Source organism: Enterobacter cancerogenus (assembly GCF_019047785.1).
GTDB lineage: Bacteria > Pseudomonadota > Gammaproteobacteria > Enterobacterales > Enterobacteriaceae > Enterobacter > Enterobacter cancerogenus.
Map to the genome: position 1 here is coordinate 4,225,508 of NZ_CP077290.1, position 16,122 is coordinate 4,241,629.

Sequence of the window (16,122 nt, forward strand, 5' to 3'; positions counted from 1 at the left end):
GTAAAATGCTGACCTTTTAATCGTTATCGGCATCCTGAGGGAAAAATGAAGGACTAAACGCTGAACTGCGTAAAATCTTCGGCCAGTTCACAGTGTGCGAACGCATCCCGGCACTCCGCCAGCAGCCGCTCGCAGCCGTGGGCATCGTAGCGGGAGCTGACGTGCGTGATGATTAACTTCCCGACACCCGCATCACGGGCAAGCTGCGCGGCCTGACGCGTGGAGCTGTGACCGCGGCTGTTGGCCTTCTCCTCCATTGCCGCTTCGAGGGTAGCTTCATGCACCATCACGTCCACGCCCTGAGCCAGCTGCAGGGCGGAAGGGCAGGGGGCCGTGTCGCCAAAGATGGCCAGTTTTTTGCCCGGCAGAGGAGCCGAGAGATAGTGCTGCCCGTTGACGATGCGGCCATCGTCCAGCGTGACGGTTTCGCCTTGCTTAAGGTGCTGGAACAGTGGCCCTGGTTTCACGCCGTCTGCCAGCAGCGCAGCCGCGTTGAGCGCGCCGGGCTTATCATGTTCTTCGATACGGTAGCCGTAGCACGTAATGGGATGGTTAAGCGCTGTGGCAGTGACTTTATATACCCCATCATCGAAGATTAACCCTTCGGCAATCTCAACGATTTCAAGCGGATAATCCGTCCAGGAGCCGCTCAGACGCAGGGCGGTATCAACGAATTCACGAACCCCAGCGGGGCCGTAAATCGTTAACGGGCTGGCGATCCCCGCCATCGACCGGCTGCACAGCAGGCCGGGCAGGCCAAACAGATGGTCGCCATGCAGGTGGGTGATAAAAATCTTATCCAGCTTTCCCGGGTGATAAGGGGTGTGCAGCAGCTGATGCTGAGTCCCTTCTCCACAGTCAAACAGCCACAGCCCGCCGCGGGTAGGATGCTGCAAATCGAGCAGGATGGCCGTCACGTTTCGCGAGCGGGTTGGCACGCCAGCGGACGTCCCCAGAAAAATCAGTTCCATAACGCAGTCAGACCCTTTGCCGAACGGTAAAGTGTTTAGTATAACGTGATGAACCCCAGGAAGGAGAATGACATGATCCAGTGGCAAGATTTACACCATAGCGAGCTGACCGTTACGGCACTTTATGCCCTGCTCAAATTGCGCTGCGAAGTATTTGTGGTAGAGCAAACCTGCCCGTATCAGGACATCGACGGCGATGATCTGGTGGGCGAAAACCGTCACATCCTCGGCTGGAAAGATAACGTCCTGGTGGCGTATGCGAGGATTCTGAAAAGCGAAGACGATGTCGAGCCGGTGGTCATTGGCCGGGTGATTGTCAGCAGCCACGCGCGGGGCGAAAAGCTGGGCTATCAGCTGATGGAAAAAACGCTCGACGCCTGTCAAAAACAGTGGCCGGACAAGGCGTTATACCTTGGCGCACAGGCGCACCTCCAGCCATTCTATGCGCACTTTGGTTTTACCCCCGTGACGGAGGTGTACGACGAAGACGGCATTCCCCATATCGGTATGGCGCGGGAAGCGAAGCAGGCGTAATCGTCAGTCATTAGCTATAGTTAGCGAACTGGTGTACTAACATGGAGATAAATATGTCATATCAATCCCTGGATACCCGCATTGACGACGACCTGGCGTTACTGAGCGAAACGCTGGAAGAGGTGTTACGTTCATCTGGCGACCCTGCCGATCAAAAATACATCGAGCTGAAAGCGCGCGCTGAACAGGCGCTGCACGAGGTTAAAAACCGCGTCAGCCATGCCTCAGACAATTACTACTACCGTGCGAAAAAAGCGGTCTACCGTGCCGATGATTACGTGCATGAAAAACCGTGGCAAGGCATCGGCGTCGGGGCGGCGGCAGGCCTGGTGCTTGGGCTGCTTCTGGCACGTCGTTAATCGCGTGTAACCACTCCCTATACGTGGGTACTGCACTTTATCGCCAGTACCCCGTATAATGTGAGGTTTTAGCAGGGAGAGGTTCGCGTGCATTCGATGTCCATCGCGCTGGAGCGCCTGCGCAGCCAGCTTGCGCAAGCGTTACCCGCTACACCCGGTTTACGTCATTTTGACGTCTCTTTCCCGTTAAACGATGCCTTTGATCCTCTCGCCTGGCTGGGCGTGCAGGTGTGCTATCCGCAATTTTACTGGCAGCAGCGAAACGGCGACGAGGAGCTTTCCGCGCTCGGTGCCGTCATCCACTTCCCCTCTCTGGCTTCTGCCTCACAGTTTTTGCACAACCATCCTCAGCAGGCCGATACCCGGATCTGCGGCCTTAACGCCTTCAATCCTGAGCAGGGATCGTTATTTTTACCGCGCCTGCTCTGGCGACGACATGCCGGGGTTGCTACCCTGCGCCTGCAGCTGTGGAGTGATACCTCGCTTCAGGACGATGCCCGTACCGCGCTGGCGTTTTTAGATGCCCTGCGTGAGGCCAGATCGATCTCTCCGCTGTCGGTTCAGGTTCTGCATGAAACCCACCACCCGCAAAAGCCCGAGTGGTTACGTCTGGTGCAACAGGCCACCGATGCCATTGCCCAGGGCGATTTCGAAAAAGTTGTGCTCGCGCGGGCTACCGATTTGCAGTTTAACCGGGCGATTTCCGCCGTCGCGTTGATGGCGGCGAGCCGGGCGGTGAATTTACGTTGCTACCATTTTTGCATGGTGTTTGATGCCCACAACGCCTTTATCGGCTCCACGCCGGAGCGGTTATGGCGGCGGCGCGGCGCGCTGCTGCGTACCGAAGCGCTGGCGGGAACGGTCGCAGGCCATCCTGACGACCGCAAGGCGCAACGCCTGGGTGAATGGTTATTGAACGATGACAAAAACCAGCGCGAAAATATGCTGGTGGTCGAAGATATCTGCCAGCGGTTACAGCATCATACCCGGACGCTCGAGGTCCTGCCCGCGCAGGTGGTTCGCTTGCGTAAAGTCCAGCATTTGCGTCGATGCATCTGGACCGAGCTGAAACAGGCGGACGACGAACGGTGTCTGCATGTGCTACAGCCGACGGCGGCAGTCGCCGGCCTGCCGCGTCAGCCGGCGCGTGAGTTTATCGATAATAACGAACCCTTCGACAGGGAGTGGTATGCCGGGTCGGCGGGCTTTTTATCGCCCGAACGCAGCGAGTTCTGCGTGGCGCTACGCTCGGCGCGGATCCACGATGACACCCTGCGCCTGTACGCCGGTGCGGGTATTGTCAGCGGGTCGGACCCGGAGCAGGAGTGGCAGGAGATCGAAAATAAAGCTGCCGGACTGCGATCTCTGCTCCTAAGGGATTAATACTGATTCTCGCAATCCCGATTCATATCAAAATTACAACTTTCTCTATTATTTATACTGTGTCGCATTATTGATACCGGACAATCTCATGTCAGTAAGTTCTTTCAACCGACGCTGGGCGACGGTGATCCTTGAAGCCCTGACCCGCCATGGCGTCAGGCATGTGTGCATTGCACCAGGCTCTCGTTCCACTCCGCTGACCCTTGCGGCAGCAGAGAACCGGGCCTTTATTCACCATACCCATTTTGATGAACGCGGTCTGGGACATCTGGCGCTGGGCCTGGCGAAAGTCAGCAAAGCGCCTGTCGCGGTGATTGTGACCTCCGGTACGGCGGTGGCGAACCTTTACCCGGCAATTATTGAGGCCGGGCTGACGGGCGAAAAGCTGATCCTGCTCACCGCCGACCGTCCTCCTGAGCTTATTGACTGCGGTGCAAATCAGGCGATTCGTCAGCCGAATATCTTTGCGACCCATCCGTCAGAGACCCTGTCTTTACCGCGCCCGACGCAGGATATTCCGGCAGCCTGGCTGGTCTCGACCATTGACCATGCAATGGGATCGCTGCGCAGCGGCGCATTACACATCAACTGCCCGTTTGCCGAGCCGCTGTATGGCGAAATGAACGAAACGGGTCGGGTCTGGCAGCAGCAGCTTGGCGAGTGGTGGGAAAGCGAAAAACCCTGGCTGCGTGAACACACCCATCTGGAAAGCGCCAGACAGCGTGACTGGTTTTTCTGGCGGCAGAAGCGCGGCGTGGTGGTTGCCGGGCGCATGAGCGCCGCCGAGGGCAAACTGGTCGCCGACTGGGCGAAGACGCTCGGCTGGCCGCTGATTGGCGACGTGCTTTCCCAGACTGGCCAGCCGCTGCCCTGTGCCGATCTCTGGCTGGGGAACGCCAAAGCGGTGACCGAACTGGCGCAGGCGGATATCGTGGTGCAGATTGGCTCCAGCCTGACCGGTAAACGGCTCCTGCAGTGGCAGGCGACCTGCAAGCCGGAAGAGTACTGGCTGGTGGACCCGCTGGAAGGGCGGCTCGACCCGGCGCACCATCGTGGTCGCCGTCTGGTCTGCGAGATTGACGCCTGGCTTGAGCAGCATCCTGCTGAAAAACGCAAACCCTGGGCAACGGCAATCCCGGACCTTGCCCGCCAGGCGTGGGAACTTACCCAGGCGCAGTGCGAAAGGTTTGGCGAGGCGGAACTGGCGCACCGGATCCGTCAGTATCTGCCGGAGCAGGGGCAGCTGTTTGTCGGCAACAGCCTGGTGGTGCGTCTGATTGACGCCTTATCTCAGCTGCCTGCCGGCTACCCGGTGTACAGTAACCGGGGGGCCAGCGGAATTGACGGGCTGATCTCGACTGCGGCAGGCGTGCAGCGCGCCAGTGCAAAATCCACGCTTGCGATTGTTGGCGATCTTTCCGCCCTGTACGACCTCAACGCGCTGGCGCTGCTGCGTCAGGCTTCCGCACCGTTTGTGCTGATTGTGGTGAATAACAACGGCGGACAAATTTTCTCTCTGCTTCCCACTCCGCAGAGCGAGCGCGAGCGTTTCTACCTGATGCCGCAGAACGTGCAGTTCGAGCATGCGGCAGCGATGTTCAGCCTCACGTACCATCGCCCCGAAAGCTGGGCCGATCTGGACGCGGCGTTGAGCACGGCCTGGCGTCAGCCTGGCGCTACGCTGATTGAGCTGGTGGTTAACGACTCTGACGGCGCCCAGCGGCTGCAAAATCTGCTGGCGCAGGTGAGCCAGCTGTGATCCTCGCGGGCGAGCAAAGGGCCGGGAAACCAGGTTACCCCTGGCTGGTCTTTTTGCACGGTTTTTCCGGCGATGCCCGCGAGTGGCGGGCGGTTGGGGAGCAACTCGGCGACTACCCGCAGCTGTACCTTGACCTGCCGGGGCACGGTGGCTCTACCGGTATCTCCGTTTCGGGCTTTCATGAGGTCAGCCAGTTGCTGACCACAACTCTTATTAGTTACAACATACTCTCTTACTGGCTGGTGGGGTACTCTCTCGGCGGCCGCATTGCGATGTTTCACGCCTGCCAGCAGCCAACAGGGCTGCGCGGCGTGGTGGTCGAAGGGGGCCATCCGGGGCTGCAGGATGCGCACGCGCGCGACGCCCGGTTGGATTCCGATCGCCGCTGGGCGAAGCGTCTGCGCACGGAACCGCTCGGCACGGTTTTCGCCGACTGGTATCAGCAGCCGGTGTTCGCCTCGCTCACGCAGGCACAGCGCAGCGAGCTGATAACCCTGCGCAGCCAGAACAGCGGCGCGGCTCTGGCGGATATGCTCGAGGCGACCTCGCTCGCCGTACAGCCCGATCTCCGTTCTGCGTTCGCAGCAAACCCCGTGCCTTTTTACTATCTCTATGGTGAACGTGATGAAAAATTTGGTGGCATCGCCGCCGAACTGAACGCCGTTCGCCATGCTATCCCTCATGCCGGACACAACGCCCATCGGGAAAATCCCGCTGCGGTGGCTGCGACTCTGGCGCAGATTCTGCGTCTTCCAACAAAGGACACACTATGATCTATCCTGATGAAAACATGCTCTACGCACCGGTTGAATGGCAAGACTGCTCCGAAGGCTATACCGACATTCGTTATCACAAATCGGCTGATGGGATTGCCAAAATCACCATCAACCGCCCGCAGGTGCGCAACGCGTTTCGCCCGCTGACCGTAAAAGAGATGATTCAGGCGCTGGCGGATGCACGCTATGACGACAATATCGGCGTCATTGTCCTGACCGGTGAAGGCGACAAAGCCTTCTGCTCCGGCGGTGACCAGAAAGTGCGTGGCGATTACGGCGGATACCAGGATGATACCGGTACGCACCACCTGAACGTGCTCGATTTCCAGCGCCAGATCCGCACCTGTCCAAAACCGGTTGTTGCCATGGTCGCGGGCTACTCCATCGGCGGCGGCCACGTGCTGCACATGATGTGCGACCTGACCATTGCCGCTGAAAACGCCATCTTCGGCCAGACCGGCCCGAAAGTCGGCTCGTTCGACGGCGGCTGGGGCGCGTCCTACATGGCTCGCATTGTCGGTCAGAAAAAAGCGCGCGAAATCTGGTTCCTGTGCCGTCAGTATAACGCTCAGGAAGCGCTGGACATGGGCCTGGTGAATACCGTGGTACCTGTCGCCGATCTCGAAAAAGAGACCGTCCGCTGGTGTCGCGAAATGCTGCAAAACAGCCCAATGGCGCTGCGCTGCCTGAAGGCGGCACTCAATGCCGACTGCGACGGCCAGGCGGGTCTGCAGGAGCTGGCGGGTAACGCCACCATGCTGTTCTACATGACCGAAGAGGGTCAGGAAGGACGCAACGCGTTCAATGAAAAACGTCAGCCAGACTTCAGCAAATACAAACGGAACCCGTAATGCGTCGCGCGCAGGTTTACCGCTGGCAGATACCCATGGACGCGGGCGTGGTGCTGCGTGAACGGCGGTTAAAAACCCGTGACGGGCTGTTCGTGCATCTCCGGCAGGGCGAGCGCGAAGGGTGGGGCGAGGTTTCGCCCCTTCCGGGCTTTAGCCAGGAGTCGCTGGAGGAGGCGCAGGCTGCAGTGCTTGCCTGGGCGCGCGAATGGCGCGAGGGGGCCGAACCGGCACTGCCGGACATCCCCTCCGCTGCCTTCGGCGTAAGCTGCGCGCTGGCCGAGCTTGAGGGCCGCTTGCCCAACGCGGCGAACTATCGCGCCGCGCCGCTCTGCACCGGCGATCCGGACGAGCTGTTTGCACTGCTCTCCGCCATGCCGGGCGAAAAAGTGGCGAAAATCAAGGTCGGGCTGTACGAAGCGGTGCGCGACGGAATGGTGGCGAACCTGCTGCTCGAAGCGATCCCCGATTTGCATTTGCGTCTGGACGCCAACCGCGCCTGGACGCCGCTCAAGGCTCAGCAGTTTGCGAAGTATGTTAATCCCGCATACCGCAACCGTATCGCCTTCCTTGAAGAGCCCTGCAAAACCCGCGATGACTCCCGCGCCTTTGCCCGTGAAACGGGCATTGCAATTGCGTGGGATGAAAGCCTGCGCGAGGCGGATTTTGCATTCATCGCCGAGCCTGGCGTGAGTGCGGTGGTGATCAAACCCACGCTCACCGGCAGCCTGGAGAAAGTGCGCGAGCAGGTCGCGGCGGCCCATGCCTTAGGGCTGACGGCGGTGATCAGTTCGTCCATTGAATCCAGCCTCGGGCTGACCCAACTGGCGCGCCTCGCCGCGTGGTTAACGCCCGACACCCTCCCGGGTCTCGACACGCTGAACCTGATGCAGGCCCAGCTGATCCGCACGTGGCCGGACAGTGCCCTGCCGTGCCTCGGGGTCGAGGCGCTGGAGCCGTTGTTATGATGTTTACTGACTGGCCGTGGCGACACTGGCGCGCGCAGCGTGCGGATAAACCCGCGCTGCGGTTAAACGACGACGCGCTGAGCTGGCAGCAGCTGTGCGAGCGGGTGGACAGGCTGGCGACAGGCTTCCACCGTCAGGGGCTGAGTGAGGGCGATGGCGTGATGCTGCTCGCCCATAACCATCCTCAAACGCTGCTGGCGTGGCTGGCACTGTTGCAGTGCGGCGCGCGTATTCTTCCGGTCAATCCTCAGCTTCCGCGCCCTCTGCTTGACGTCCTGCTCCCGCAGATGACGCTGCGCTTCGCGCTGCTGCTTGACGGCGCGTTTGACGGGCTTTCGCGGCTCGCGCTGGATGACCAACCCGGTGAGCATGCCGCCCCGTGGCAGCCGGAGCGTCTGGCGTCGATGACGCTCACTTCCGGCTCTACCGGCTTACCCAAGGCGGCGGTACACACCTGTGCGGCGCATCTTGCCAGCGCGGCAGGCGTGTTGTCGCTGATGCCTTACGGCGATGACGACGACTGGCTGCTCTCCCTGCCGCTGTTTCACGTCTCCGGTCAGGGGATTTTGTGGCGCTGGCTTCAGGCCGGGGCGCGTCTTACGGTGCGTGAGAAACAGCCGCTGGAGCAGGCGCTACAGGGCTGCACCCACGCCTCGCTGGTGCCAACACAGCTGTGGCGACTGCTTAATGGTGAGTGCCGCATCGCACTGAAAGCCGTGCTGCTTGGCGGGGCGGAAATCCCCGTTGAACTGACTGCGCGCGCGCGTGAGCAGGGGATTCGGACCTTCTGCGGCTACGGACTGACCGAGTTCGCCTCCACCGTCTGCGCCAAAGAGGCCGACGGCGCGCCGGATGTGGGCAGCGCGCTGCCGGGCAGAGACGTACAGGTGGTGAACGGTGAAGTCTGGATCAGGGCGCAAAGCATGGCGGCGGGCTACTGGCGAGACGGCGCACTCTTACCGCTGGTCAACGACCAGGGCTGGTTTGCCACCCGCGATCGCGGTGAGTGGCACAACGGTCGCCTGACTATTCTGGGCCGCATGGACAATCTCTTTTTCAGTGGGGGAGAGGGGATCCAACCGGAATCGCTGGAGCGCGTCATCGTTACCCATCCGCAGGTAAACCAGGTGTTTATCGTCCCGCTGGACGACGCTGAGTTCGGGCAGCGCCCGGTCGCGGTGGTGGAATGTGAGCCGGGCACGGACATCACGGAATTACCGGAGTGGGTTCAGGGTAAGCTGGCGCGCTTTGAGCAGCCGGTCCACTGGCTGGCGCTGCCGCCAGAGCTGAAAAATGGCGGGATAAAGATCTCCCGCCAGGCGTTAAAACAGTGGGTCAATGCCCTGCTAAGAGGGTAATCAGCCGATATCCGGCTGCGGTTTGTGCTGGCGACGACGAACCCAGCGCAGCACCGGTGGCACGACAATTACCATAATCGCCAGCGCCAGCAGGACTTTCGTCACGCTACTCTCCCACAGAATGGCCATGTTGCCGTTGCTGATGGAGAGGGCGCGGCGCAGGTTCTGCTCCAGCATTTCACCTAATACAAACCCCAGGATCAGCGGCGACATCGGGAAGTGCATCTTGCGCAAGATGTAGCCCAGCACCCCAAGCAGCACCATCAGGACCAGGTCAAAGGTTGTGCTGTGCACCGCATACACCCCAACCGCAGAGACGGCGGCGATAGCAGGAACCAGGAACCACAGGGGGATGGTCAGCATTCGCGTGAACAGGCCGATCAGCGGGATGTTCATCACCAGCAGCATCACGTTGGCGATCAGCAGGGCGGCAATCAGACCCCAGACGATATCCGGCTGTTCGGTAAACATTGCCGGACCCGGTGTGATGTTGTAGAGCGTCAGCGCGCCCATCATCACCGCCGTGGTGCCGGAGCCGGGCACACCGAGGGTCAGCATCGGGATAAACGAGCCGCAGGCCGAGGCGTTATTCGCCGCCTCTGGCGCGGCCACGCCACGGATATCGCCTTTGCCGAAGCTGTCGCTGTTACCGCTCAGCTTTTTCTCGGTCATGTAGGTGATGGCACTGGCGATGGTGGCCCCTGCGCCGGGCAGAACGCCGACGAAAAAGCCGATCACCGACGAACGTAAGGTGGCACCCACACACTGCGCCCCCTCTTTGGCATTAAAGAGCATACGTCCGGTCTTACGAACCAGCGTCTGCCCGCTGCTGGTATGTTCCAGCATCAGTAAGATTTCCGATACAGAGAACAGCCCAATCACAACGACGATAAACTGCACGCCGTCAGACAGGTGAACGCTGTCGAAGGTAAAGCGATAAACCCCGGTGTTGGCATCCACGCCGACGGTGGCTAACCCTAAGCCAATCAGCGCAGACAAAAACGACTTCAGTGGATTTTGCGCCATCATGCTGCCAAGGCAGGCGATGGCAAACACCATCAGTGCAAAATATTCGGCCGGACCAAACGCCAGCGACCACTCGGCCAGCGCCGGCGCAAACAGAATGATGCCGCCAATGGCGATCAGGGAGCCAAAGAACGAACTGACGGCGGAAATCGAGAGCGCCACACCGCCGCGTCCCTGTTGCGCCATCGGGTAGCCATCCAGCGCGGTCATAATGGCGGCGGCATCGCCGGGTACGTTAAGCAGTATCGACGAAATGCGCCCGCCGTACTCGCAGCCGATATAGACCGTCGCCAGCAGGATCAGCGCCGACTCCGCGGGCAGATGCAGGGCAAAGGCCAGCGGTAACAGAATCGCTACGCCGTTGATAGGACCAAGGCCGGGCAGCAGGCCGACAATGGTCCCGACGAAACAGCCGATCAGGGCGATCACCAGGTTTTCCGGGGTCATCGCTACCGCGAACCCCTGAGAGAGATAGATCCAGGTATCCATAGCGTGCTCCGTTAGTTAAACCATGCGCCGAGGGGCAGCGTCACGTCCAGCAGGCGGTCGAAGGCGTACCAGAGTAAAATGCCCAGTACGACCCCGGAGATCCCCGCCGCAGGCAGCGAGGCGTTAAACAGCATGCCAATCACCATTGTCAGAATGGCGGTGGCAATCGGGAAGCCGAGCCATTCAAAGCCCCAGGCGTACATCAGCAGGACAATCACCATGACCAGCAGCCGTTGCAGGGTGCGGCGTGGCGGCCACTCCACGGTGTCCGGGTGGCGCAGCAGCAGGGCCACCGAGCAGAGCAGCATCAGGCCGACAATACCCATGGGAAAAGGACGCGGTCCCACGGGTTCATAGCTGTATTCGCTGTGGATCTGCCAGGCGACGAACATCCCGCCAATGCAGAGCAGCAGCCAAATTCCGGCAAAAATACGATCGCTCATAGCGCCTCCGGTTATTTCGCCAGACCAAAGGCTTTCGCCTGCCCGCGGTAGTCCTTCACCTGCTTTTTAACGTATTCGTCCAGCGGCTTACCGTTCAGATTGAACTCAAACAGCCCGCGCAGATCGCGCTGCTTTTTGAACTCGTCGGTTTGCTGGAGCTTCGCGAAGGTCTCCACCCACCACTGGTATTCGGCGTCGGTCACTTTCGGCCCGACGAAGAAGCCGCGAATGATCGGCCAGACCAGGTTATAACCCTGCTCTTTGGCGGTAGGGACGTTTGCCAGCTGGCCCGGCAGACGGTTTTCTGAGAACACCGCCAGCACGCGAATTTTGTCCCCGCTCAGGTAGGGCACCATTTCGCTGAGATCGCCCGATACCGCCTGGACGTGATTACCCATCAGCGCCGTCACCGGCTCACCGCCGCCTTCAAACGCCACGTAGCGCATCTTGTGTGGATCGACTTTCGCCTGCTGCGCCAGCAGAGCGGCTTTCATCCAGTCCTGACTGCCGATAGAGGCCCCCGCGCCAATCACTACGCTGTTGGGGTCTTTTTCCATGGCGGCCAGCAAATCGTTCAGGGATTTCCACGGGGAGTCTGCGCGTACGGCAATCATGCCGTAATCGGTGCCCACGGTGGCGAGCCAGCGCACATCATTCACGTCATACCGGCCAAATTTTCCTTGTGCCAGGTTAAGCAGGGAGCCGCCGGAGAAGGCCACCACGGTACCCGCTTCGGCAGGGCGCTGCGCGACAATCGCGTTATAGGCCACCGCGCCTACGCCGCCGGGCATGTAGGTGACGCGCATCGGTTTTTCGATGGCCTTCGTCTCCAGCAGGCTGACCTGAATCAGCTTGCAGGTCAGGTCAAAGCCGCCGCCGGGTTTGGCCGGGCGATACATTCGGTGCGGGAGGGCGCTTCCTGCGCCTGGACAACAGAGGCACTCAACATCAATACGCTTGCAGCAAGGGTAGAAAGTAATTGTTTTTTCATCATTTATCCTCACGCCGGAGAACCGGGAGTACGGGTACGGGTGTCTTTTTTCTGATTATGTGAACCACCTTGTAGCGGTTCCGTTGCGTGATTGTTAAAACAATAACCTTTCATTTCCCTTTCACTGCGGCACCAACTTTACAGGATGTGATATGCGTCTCTTACTGGCGGAAGATAATCGTGAGCTGGCTCACTGGCTGGAGAAAGCGCTGGTACAGAACGGTTTTGCCGTGGACTGCGTCAACGACGGACGCGCGGCAGATCACCTTCTGCAGGGCGAAAACTACGCTGTCGCTATTCTTGATATCGGCATGCCCGGCTTCGACGGGCTGGAGGTGGTCCATCGTCTGAGAAAACGTGGGCAGACGCTGCCGGTGCTGTTTCTAACCGCGCGCAGCAACGTGGCAGACAGGGTCAAAGGGCTGAATGCCGGGGCGGATGACTATCTGCCGAAGCCGTTCGAGCTGGAAGAGCTTGATGCGCGCCTGCGCGCGCTGCTGCGTCGAAGTGAAGGGCGGACCCAGGAGCGCCAGCGCCTGGGGGAGCTTGAATACGATGATGAAGGCTTTTTCCTGCTGCGCGATGAACCCCTCTCCCTGACGCCGCGCGAACTCTCTTTACTGAAGGTGCTGATGCACCGCCGGACCCGCCCCGTCTCACGACAGCAATTGTTCGACCAGGTGTTTAGCCTGAACGATGACGTCAGTCCCGAGAGCATCGACCTTTATGTTCATCGCCTGCGTAAGAAACTGACCAGCAGCGGCGTGCGGATCACCACGCTCAGAGGGCTGGGCTACGTGCTGGAGTGCGGCGATGAAGTGGCTTAAGCCGCAGTCGCTTTACCTGCAACTTTTGCTCTTTCTGGGTTTACCGCTGCTGCTGTTATGGGGGTTGTCAGCCTTCAATAGCTACGTCAGCGCGCTACAGGCGGCGACGCAGGCCTATGACCGCACGCTGTTATCCTCGGCGCGCACGGTGTCGGAGCGGCTGGAGGTACACAACGGTAAGCTCCAGGTGAACGTCCCCTGGGTGGTGCTCGACAGCTTCGAGCTGAACATGAACGATCGTCTTTACTACAAGGTGGTCGATCCCGACGGTCGGGTGATCTCCGGCTATGACGATCTGCCGAAAATGCCCCCCTCCACGTCGCGCACCCGGCTCTATCCCGCGCTGGCCTGGTTTTACCATACCGGGTATCGCGGGCAGGCGATCCGCGTGGCGAAGCTGCTCCAGCCCGTAAACGAAGACAATGTGGTGGGGATGGCGGAGATCTACGTCGCCGAAACCCTCCAGTCCCGGCGCTATCTGGCGACTCAGCTTCTGTTCTCATCACTCGTGTCCCAGGGGCTGTTGGTGCTGCTGACGCTGGTTTTAACCGCCTGGCTGCTGCGCCGCGTACTGCGCCCGATGCGTCAACTCTCGTCGCTGATGGTCCGCCGTGAGCCCGGGTTGCTGGCCCCGCTGCCGGAGCTGTTGCCCTGGTCTGAAACGCGCCTGCTGATCGTGGCATTTAACCGTTACATCGACCGGCTGCGCGGCGTGCTGTCGCGCCAGGCGCGTTTCAATGCCGATGCCTCTCATCAGCTCAAAACGCCGCTGGCGGTGCTAAAAACCCAGGTTTCCGTTGCCCTGACGCGCAACGATCCGGCGCTGTGGCAGGAGAGCTTGCGGGCGATGAACGTCACCCTGGATAACACCATCGTGCTGACCGAACGGCTGTTACAGCTTTCGGTGGTGAAGCGAAAAGAGCAGGGGGAACGGCAGTTTGCCCCGGTCGATTTGGTGCAGGTGGTGCAAAACTGCTGTTTCTCCCGGCTGGCGCAGGCGCGCAGTAAGGCTATCGATCTGGGTTATGACGGCGTTCAGCAGCCGGTGATGATTGAGGGCGATGACGTGCTGCTGGGCGAACTTTGCGCCAACCTGCTGGAGAACGCGATCAAATACACGCCCGAACAGGGGATCGTGACGGTGTACCTGCGTACGGACAACGGTGCGGTTGAGCTGAGCGTGGAGGACAGCGGGCCGGGGATTGCCGACGATCTCATCCCGCAGGCGCTGCTGGCGTTTCACCGGCTGGATAACGTGGGCGACGCCGCCGGGTCCGGCATTGGCCTGGCGCTGGCAAATGATATTGCCCGCCTGCATCGTAGCCATCTTCAGCTAACGCGCAGCGAAAATCTGGGCGGGCTGAGCGTGAAAATGCGCTTTTTATTGATGGTGTAAATACCGAAATTATCAAATCGTTACAAACTAATTGCCTGACGCACGCAGAGTGCTTGATCCCAAAGACACGCAGGTTAAAATCTCGCGGTTTTGGGACATCTCTAATTATTACGTGCGGGACATGACAATGAAAAAAGTGGCATTTTTGGGCGCAGGCCTGATGTTTGTTTCAGTTGCGGCAAACGCAATTTCCTTTAACGGCTCAGCGGGTCAGGATTACACCCACCTGGGCTTTGGCCTGGGGACGGAAACCTCTGGCCTGGCGATGACGGGCGGCTGGACGCATAACGACGACGACGGCGATGCGGCAAGCCTCGGCCTTGGCCTTAACGTTCCGCTGGGGCCATTCCTGGCAACCGTGGGCGGTAAAGGTATCTACACCAACCCGAACGACGGTGACGAAGGATACGCGGCGGCCGTTGGCGGCGGACTGCAGTGGAAAATTGGCGACAGCTTCGGCCTGTTCGGCGAGTATTACTACTCTCCGGATTCGCTCTCCAGCGGTATCGACAGCTATCAGGAAGCTAACGCCGGTGCACGCTGGACCATCATGCGTCCTGTTACCATCGAAGCAGGCTACCGCTATCTGAACCTGGCCGGTAAAGACGGCAACCGCGACAACGCGCTGGCCGACGGCCCGTACGTGGGCGTGAGCGCAGGCTTCTAATCCCCCCGGCGCGGCGGCCTGCCGCGCCAGTTTATCGCTTCCCCCCTCTCCCAATTGCGCTATAGTGTTTTGACTATTAAAGCGGGAGAACACAATGATTAACGTGGAGATGTTATCCACCGGCGATGAAGTGCTGCATGGTCAAATCATCGATACCAATGCGGCCTGGCTCGCCGATTTATTCTTTGAGCAGGGATTACCGTTAACGCGCCGCAATACGGTAGGCGACAACCTTGAGTCGCTGGTGAACATTCTGCGCGAACGCAGCGAGCACGCTGACGTGCTGATTGTGAACGGCGGCCTTGGCCCAACCGGCGACGATCTTAGCGCGCTGGCCGCCGCCACGGCGAAAGGCGAAGGGCTGGTCCTCCACGAAGCGTGGCTGGCGCAGATGGAGCGCTTTTTCTCCGAGCGCGGTCGCGTCATGGCCCCCAGCAACCGCAAGCAGGCCGAAATCCCCGCCAGCGCCGAGCTGGTGGATAACCCCGTCGGTACCGCCTGTGGCTTTGCCGTTAAGCTTAACCGCTGCCTGATGTTCTTCACGCCGGGCGTGCCGTCTGAATTTAAAGTGATGGTCGAGCAGCAAATCCTGCCGCGCCTGCGCGCGCGTTTCACCCTGCCTGAGCCGCCGCTGTGTCTGCGTCTGACTACCTTTGGCCGCTCTGAAAGCGATCTTGCCCAGAGCCTCGACAGTCTGCCGCTGCCGCCGGGCGTCTCGATGGGCTACCGCTCTTCTATGCCGATTATCGAGCTGAAGCTGACCGGCCCGGCGACGCAAAAGGAGGCCATGCTGGCGCTGTGGCCTGAGGTACAGCGCGTGGCGGGAGAGAGCCTGATCTTTGAGGGAACGGAAGGGCTGCCTGCGCAGATTGCCCGCACCCTGAAGTCGCGTCAGCTGAGCGTTACGCTGAGCGAACAGTTCACCGGCGGGCTTCTGGCGCTGCAGCTTTCACGGGCGGATGCGCCGCTTCTGGCCAGTGAAGTGGTGCCGTTCCAGCAGGAAACGCTGGCGCAGACCGCGCGCTGGGCGTCGGAGCGCAGGGTTAAGCATTTCGCCGGGCTGGCGCTGGCCGTCGGCGGCGTGGAGGGCGAGCACCTTAATTTTGCCCTCGCGACGCCGGAAGGAACCCATGCGCTGCAGGTAAAAATGAGTATCACCCGCCACAGCCAGGCGGTGCGTCAGGAGGTGTGTGCCATGATGGCGCTCAACATGCTGCGACGCTGGCTGAACGGCAAACCGGTCGCCAGCGAGCATGGCTGGATCAATGTGGTTGATTCCCTGTTTGTTGAGTAACGAATGTGCCGGGGCAAACCGCCCCGGCATCGC

Annotated in this window: 15 protein-coding genes and 1 pseudogene; 12 read left to right on the forward strand and 4 right to left on the reverse strand. The window is 60.3% G+C overall.

Annotation, left to right across the window (positions count from 1 at the left end):
• Positions 1-53: 53 nt before the first annotated feature.
• Positions 54-971, reverse strand: a complete 918-nt coding sequence (rbn, locus tag I6L58_RS19965) for a ribonuclease BN (RefSeq protein ID WP_088208010.1) — start codon at positions 969-971, stop codon at positions 54-56.
• Between the two features lie 72 nt (positions 972-1,043).
• On the opposite strand from rbn, the gene I6L58_RS19970 reads away from it, so the two are divergent.
• From I6L58_RS19970 to menE, 8 genes are all read left to right on the forward strand, one after another.
• Positions 1,044-1,505: a GNAT family N-acetyltransferase gene (locus I6L58_RS19970; RefSeq protein WP_042320312.1), complete on the forward strand. Its 462-nt coding sequence runs from the start codon at positions 1,044-1,046 to the stop codon at positions 1,503-1,505.
• A gap of 53 nt (positions 1,506-1,558) precedes the next feature.
• The gene (elaB, locus tag I6L58_RS19975; RefSeq protein ID WP_042320308.1) at positions 1,559-1,864 is read left to right on the forward strand and encodes a stress response protein ElaB; all 306 of its coding nucleotides are present in this window, start codon (positions 1,559-1,561) and stop codon (positions 1,862-1,864) included.
• A 96-nt stretch (positions 1,865-1,960) separates the two neighbouring features.
• Complete coding sequence (gene menF, locus I6L58_RS19980; protein ID WP_390881733.1) at positions 1,961-3,247, forward strand: isochorismate synthase MenF; 1,287 nt, start codon at positions 1,961-1,963, stop codon at positions 3,245-3,247.
• Positions 3,248-3,335: 88 nt separating this feature from the next.
• The gene (menD, locus tag I6L58_RS19985; protein ID WP_088208012.1) at positions 3,336-5,006 is read left to right on the forward strand and encodes a 2-succinyl-5-enolpyruvyl-6-hydroxy-3-cyclohexene-1-carboxylic-acid synthase; all 1,671 of its coding nucleotides are present in this window, start codon (positions 3,336-3,338) and stop codon (positions 5,004-5,006) included.
• Entirely contained in the window at positions 5,003-5,779 is a 777-nt protein-coding gene (gene menH / locus I6L58_RS19990; protein ID WP_088208013.1) for a 2-succinyl-6-hydroxy-2,4-cyclohexadiene-1-carboxylate synthase, read from the forward strand. The genes menD and menH overlap by 4 nt, the downstream gene beginning before the upstream one ends.
• Complete coding sequence (menB, locus tag I6L58_RS19995) at positions 5,776-6,633, forward strand: 1,4-dihydroxy-2-naphthoyl-CoA synthase (protein WP_088208014.1); 858 nt, start codon at positions 5,776-5,778, stop codon at positions 6,631-6,633. Before menH ends, menB begins: the two co-directional genes overlap by 4 nt.
• Positions 6,633-7,598, forward strand: coding sequence for an o-succinylbenzoate synthase (gene menC, locus I6L58_RS20000; protein WP_006176491.1), 966 nt, complete (start codon positions 6,633-6,635; stop codon positions 7,596-7,598). Before menB ends, menC begins: the two co-directional genes overlap by 1 nt.
• Positions 7,595-8,956 carry an o-succinylbenzoate--CoA ligase gene (gene menE, locus I6L58_RS20005; RefSeq protein ID WP_006176490.1) on the forward strand — a complete coding sequence of 454 codons (1,362 nt, stop codon included), beginning with the start codon at positions 7,595-7,597 and terminating at the stop codon, positions 8,954-8,956. The genes menC and menE overlap by 4 nt, the downstream gene beginning before the upstream one ends.
• On the opposite strand, the gene I6L58_RS20010 is transcribed toward menE, so the two are convergent.
• The 3 genes and pseudogenes from I6L58_RS20010 to I6L58_RS20020 all read right to left on the reverse strand — a co-directional run bounded on the left by I6L58_RS20010 (position 8,957) and on the right by I6L58_RS20020 (position 11,905).
• Positions 8,957-10,471 carry a tripartite tricarboxylate transporter permease gene (locus tag I6L58_RS20010; RefSeq protein ID WP_058609861.1) on the reverse strand — a complete coding sequence of 505 codons (1,515 nt, stop codon included), beginning with the start codon at positions 10,469-10,471 and terminating at the stop codon, positions 8,957-8,959.
• A gap of 11 nt (positions 10,472-10,482) precedes the next feature.
• Positions 10,483-10,914, reverse strand: coding sequence for a tripartite tricarboxylate transporter TctB family protein (locus tag I6L58_RS20015; RefSeq protein ID WP_006176488.1), 432 nt, complete (start codon positions 10,912-10,914; stop codon positions 10,483-10,485).
• Positions 10,915-10,925: 11 nt separating this feature from the next.
• Positions 10,926-11,905 (reverse strand): annotated as a pseudogene (locus I6L58_RS20020) (Bug family tripartite tricarboxylate transporter substrate binding protein).
• Positions 11,906-12,057: 152 nt separating this feature from the next.
• On the opposite strand from I6L58_RS20020, the gene tctD reads away from it, so the two are divergent.
• The 4 genes from tctD (at position 12,058) to I6L58_RS20040 (ending at position 16,089) form a co-directional block, all read left to right on the forward strand.
• Positions 12,058-12,732 carry a transcriptional regulator TctD gene (gene tctD, locus I6L58_RS20025; protein WP_088208015.1) on the forward strand — a complete coding sequence of 225 codons (675 nt, stop codon included), beginning with the start codon at positions 12,058-12,060 and terminating at the stop codon, positions 12,730-12,732.
• A complete protein-coding gene (locus I6L58_RS20030) occupies positions 12,719-14,128 on the forward strand; it encodes a sensor histidine kinase (RefSeq protein WP_088208016.1) in 1,410 nt (469 codons plus the stop codon). Before tctD ends, I6L58_RS20030 begins: the two co-directional genes overlap by 14 nt.
• A 127-nt stretch (positions 14,129-14,255) precedes the next feature.
• Positions 14,256-14,795: a YfaZ family outer membrane protein gene (locus I6L58_RS20035; protein WP_042320303.1), complete on the forward strand. Its 540-nt coding sequence runs from the start codon at positions 14,256-14,258 to the stop codon at positions 14,793-14,795.
• A gap of 94 nt (positions 14,796-14,889) precedes the next feature.
• Positions 14,890-16,089, forward strand: coding sequence for a nicotinamide mononucleotide deamidase-related protein YfaY (locus I6L58_RS20040; RefSeq protein WP_058609857.1), 1,200 nt, complete (start codon positions 14,890-14,892; stop codon positions 16,087-16,089).
• Positions 16,090-16,122 lie beyond the last annotated feature (33 nt).

What these genes read in the sequence shown, in the direction of transcription:
- menE (WP_006176490.1), top strand. Translation starts at nt 7,595, where the DNA reads ATGATGTTTACTGACTGGCCGTGGCGACACTGGCGCGCGCAGCGTGCG.
- menF (WP_390881733.1), top strand. Translation starts at nt 1,961, where the DNA reads ATGTCCATCGCGCTGGAGCGCCTGCGCAGCCAGCTTGCGCAAGCGTTA.
- menC (WP_006176491.1), top strand. Translation starts at nt 6,633, where the DNA reads ATGCGTCGCGCGCAGGTTTACCGCTGGCAGATACCCATGGACGCGGGC.
- I6L58_RS19970 (WP_042320312.1), top strand. Translation starts at nt 1,044, where the DNA reads ATGATCCAGTGGCAAGATTTACACCATAGCGAGCTGACCGTTACGGCA.
- tctD (WP_088208015.1), top strand. Translation starts at nt 12,058, where the DNA reads ATGCGTCTCTTACTGGCGGAAGATAATCGTGAGCTGGCTCACTGGCTG.
- I6L58_RS20030 (WP_088208016.1), top strand. Translation starts at nt 12,719, where the DNA reads ATGAAGTGGCTTAAGCCGCAGTCGCTTTACCTGCAACTTTTGCTCTTT.
- menB (WP_088208014.1), top strand. Translation starts at nt 5,776, where the DNA reads ATGATCTATCCTGATGAAAACATGCTCTACGCACCGGTTGAATGGCAA.
- rbn (WP_088208010.1), bottom strand. Translation starts at nt 971, where the DNA reads ATGGAACTGATTTTTCTGGGGACGTCCGCTGGCGTGCCAACCCGCTCG.
- I6L58_RS20015 (WP_006176488.1), bottom strand. Translation starts at nt 10,914, where the DNA reads ATGAGCGATCGTATTTTTGCCGGAATTTGGCTGCTGCTCTGCATTGGC.
- I6L58_RS20035 (WP_042320303.1), top strand. Translation starts at nt 14,256, where the DNA reads ATGAAAAAAGTGGCATTTTTGGGCGCAGGCCTGATGTTTGTTTCAGTT.
- I6L58_RS20040 (WP_058609857.1), top strand. Translation starts at nt 14,890, where the DNA reads ATGATTAACGTGGAGATGTTATCCACCGGCGATGAAGTGCTGCATGGT.
- menD (WP_088208012.1), top strand. Translation starts at nt 3,336, where the DNA reads ATGTCAGTAAGTTCTTTCAACCGACGCTGGGCGACGGTGATCCTTGAA.
- elaB (WP_042320308.1), top strand. Translation starts at nt 1,559, where the DNA reads ATGTCATATCAATCCCTGGATACCCGCATTGACGACGACCTGGCGTTA.
- I6L58_RS20010 (WP_058609861.1), bottom strand. Translation starts at nt 10,471, where the DNA reads ATGGATACCTGGATCTATCTCTCTCAGGGGTTCGCGGTAGCGATGACC.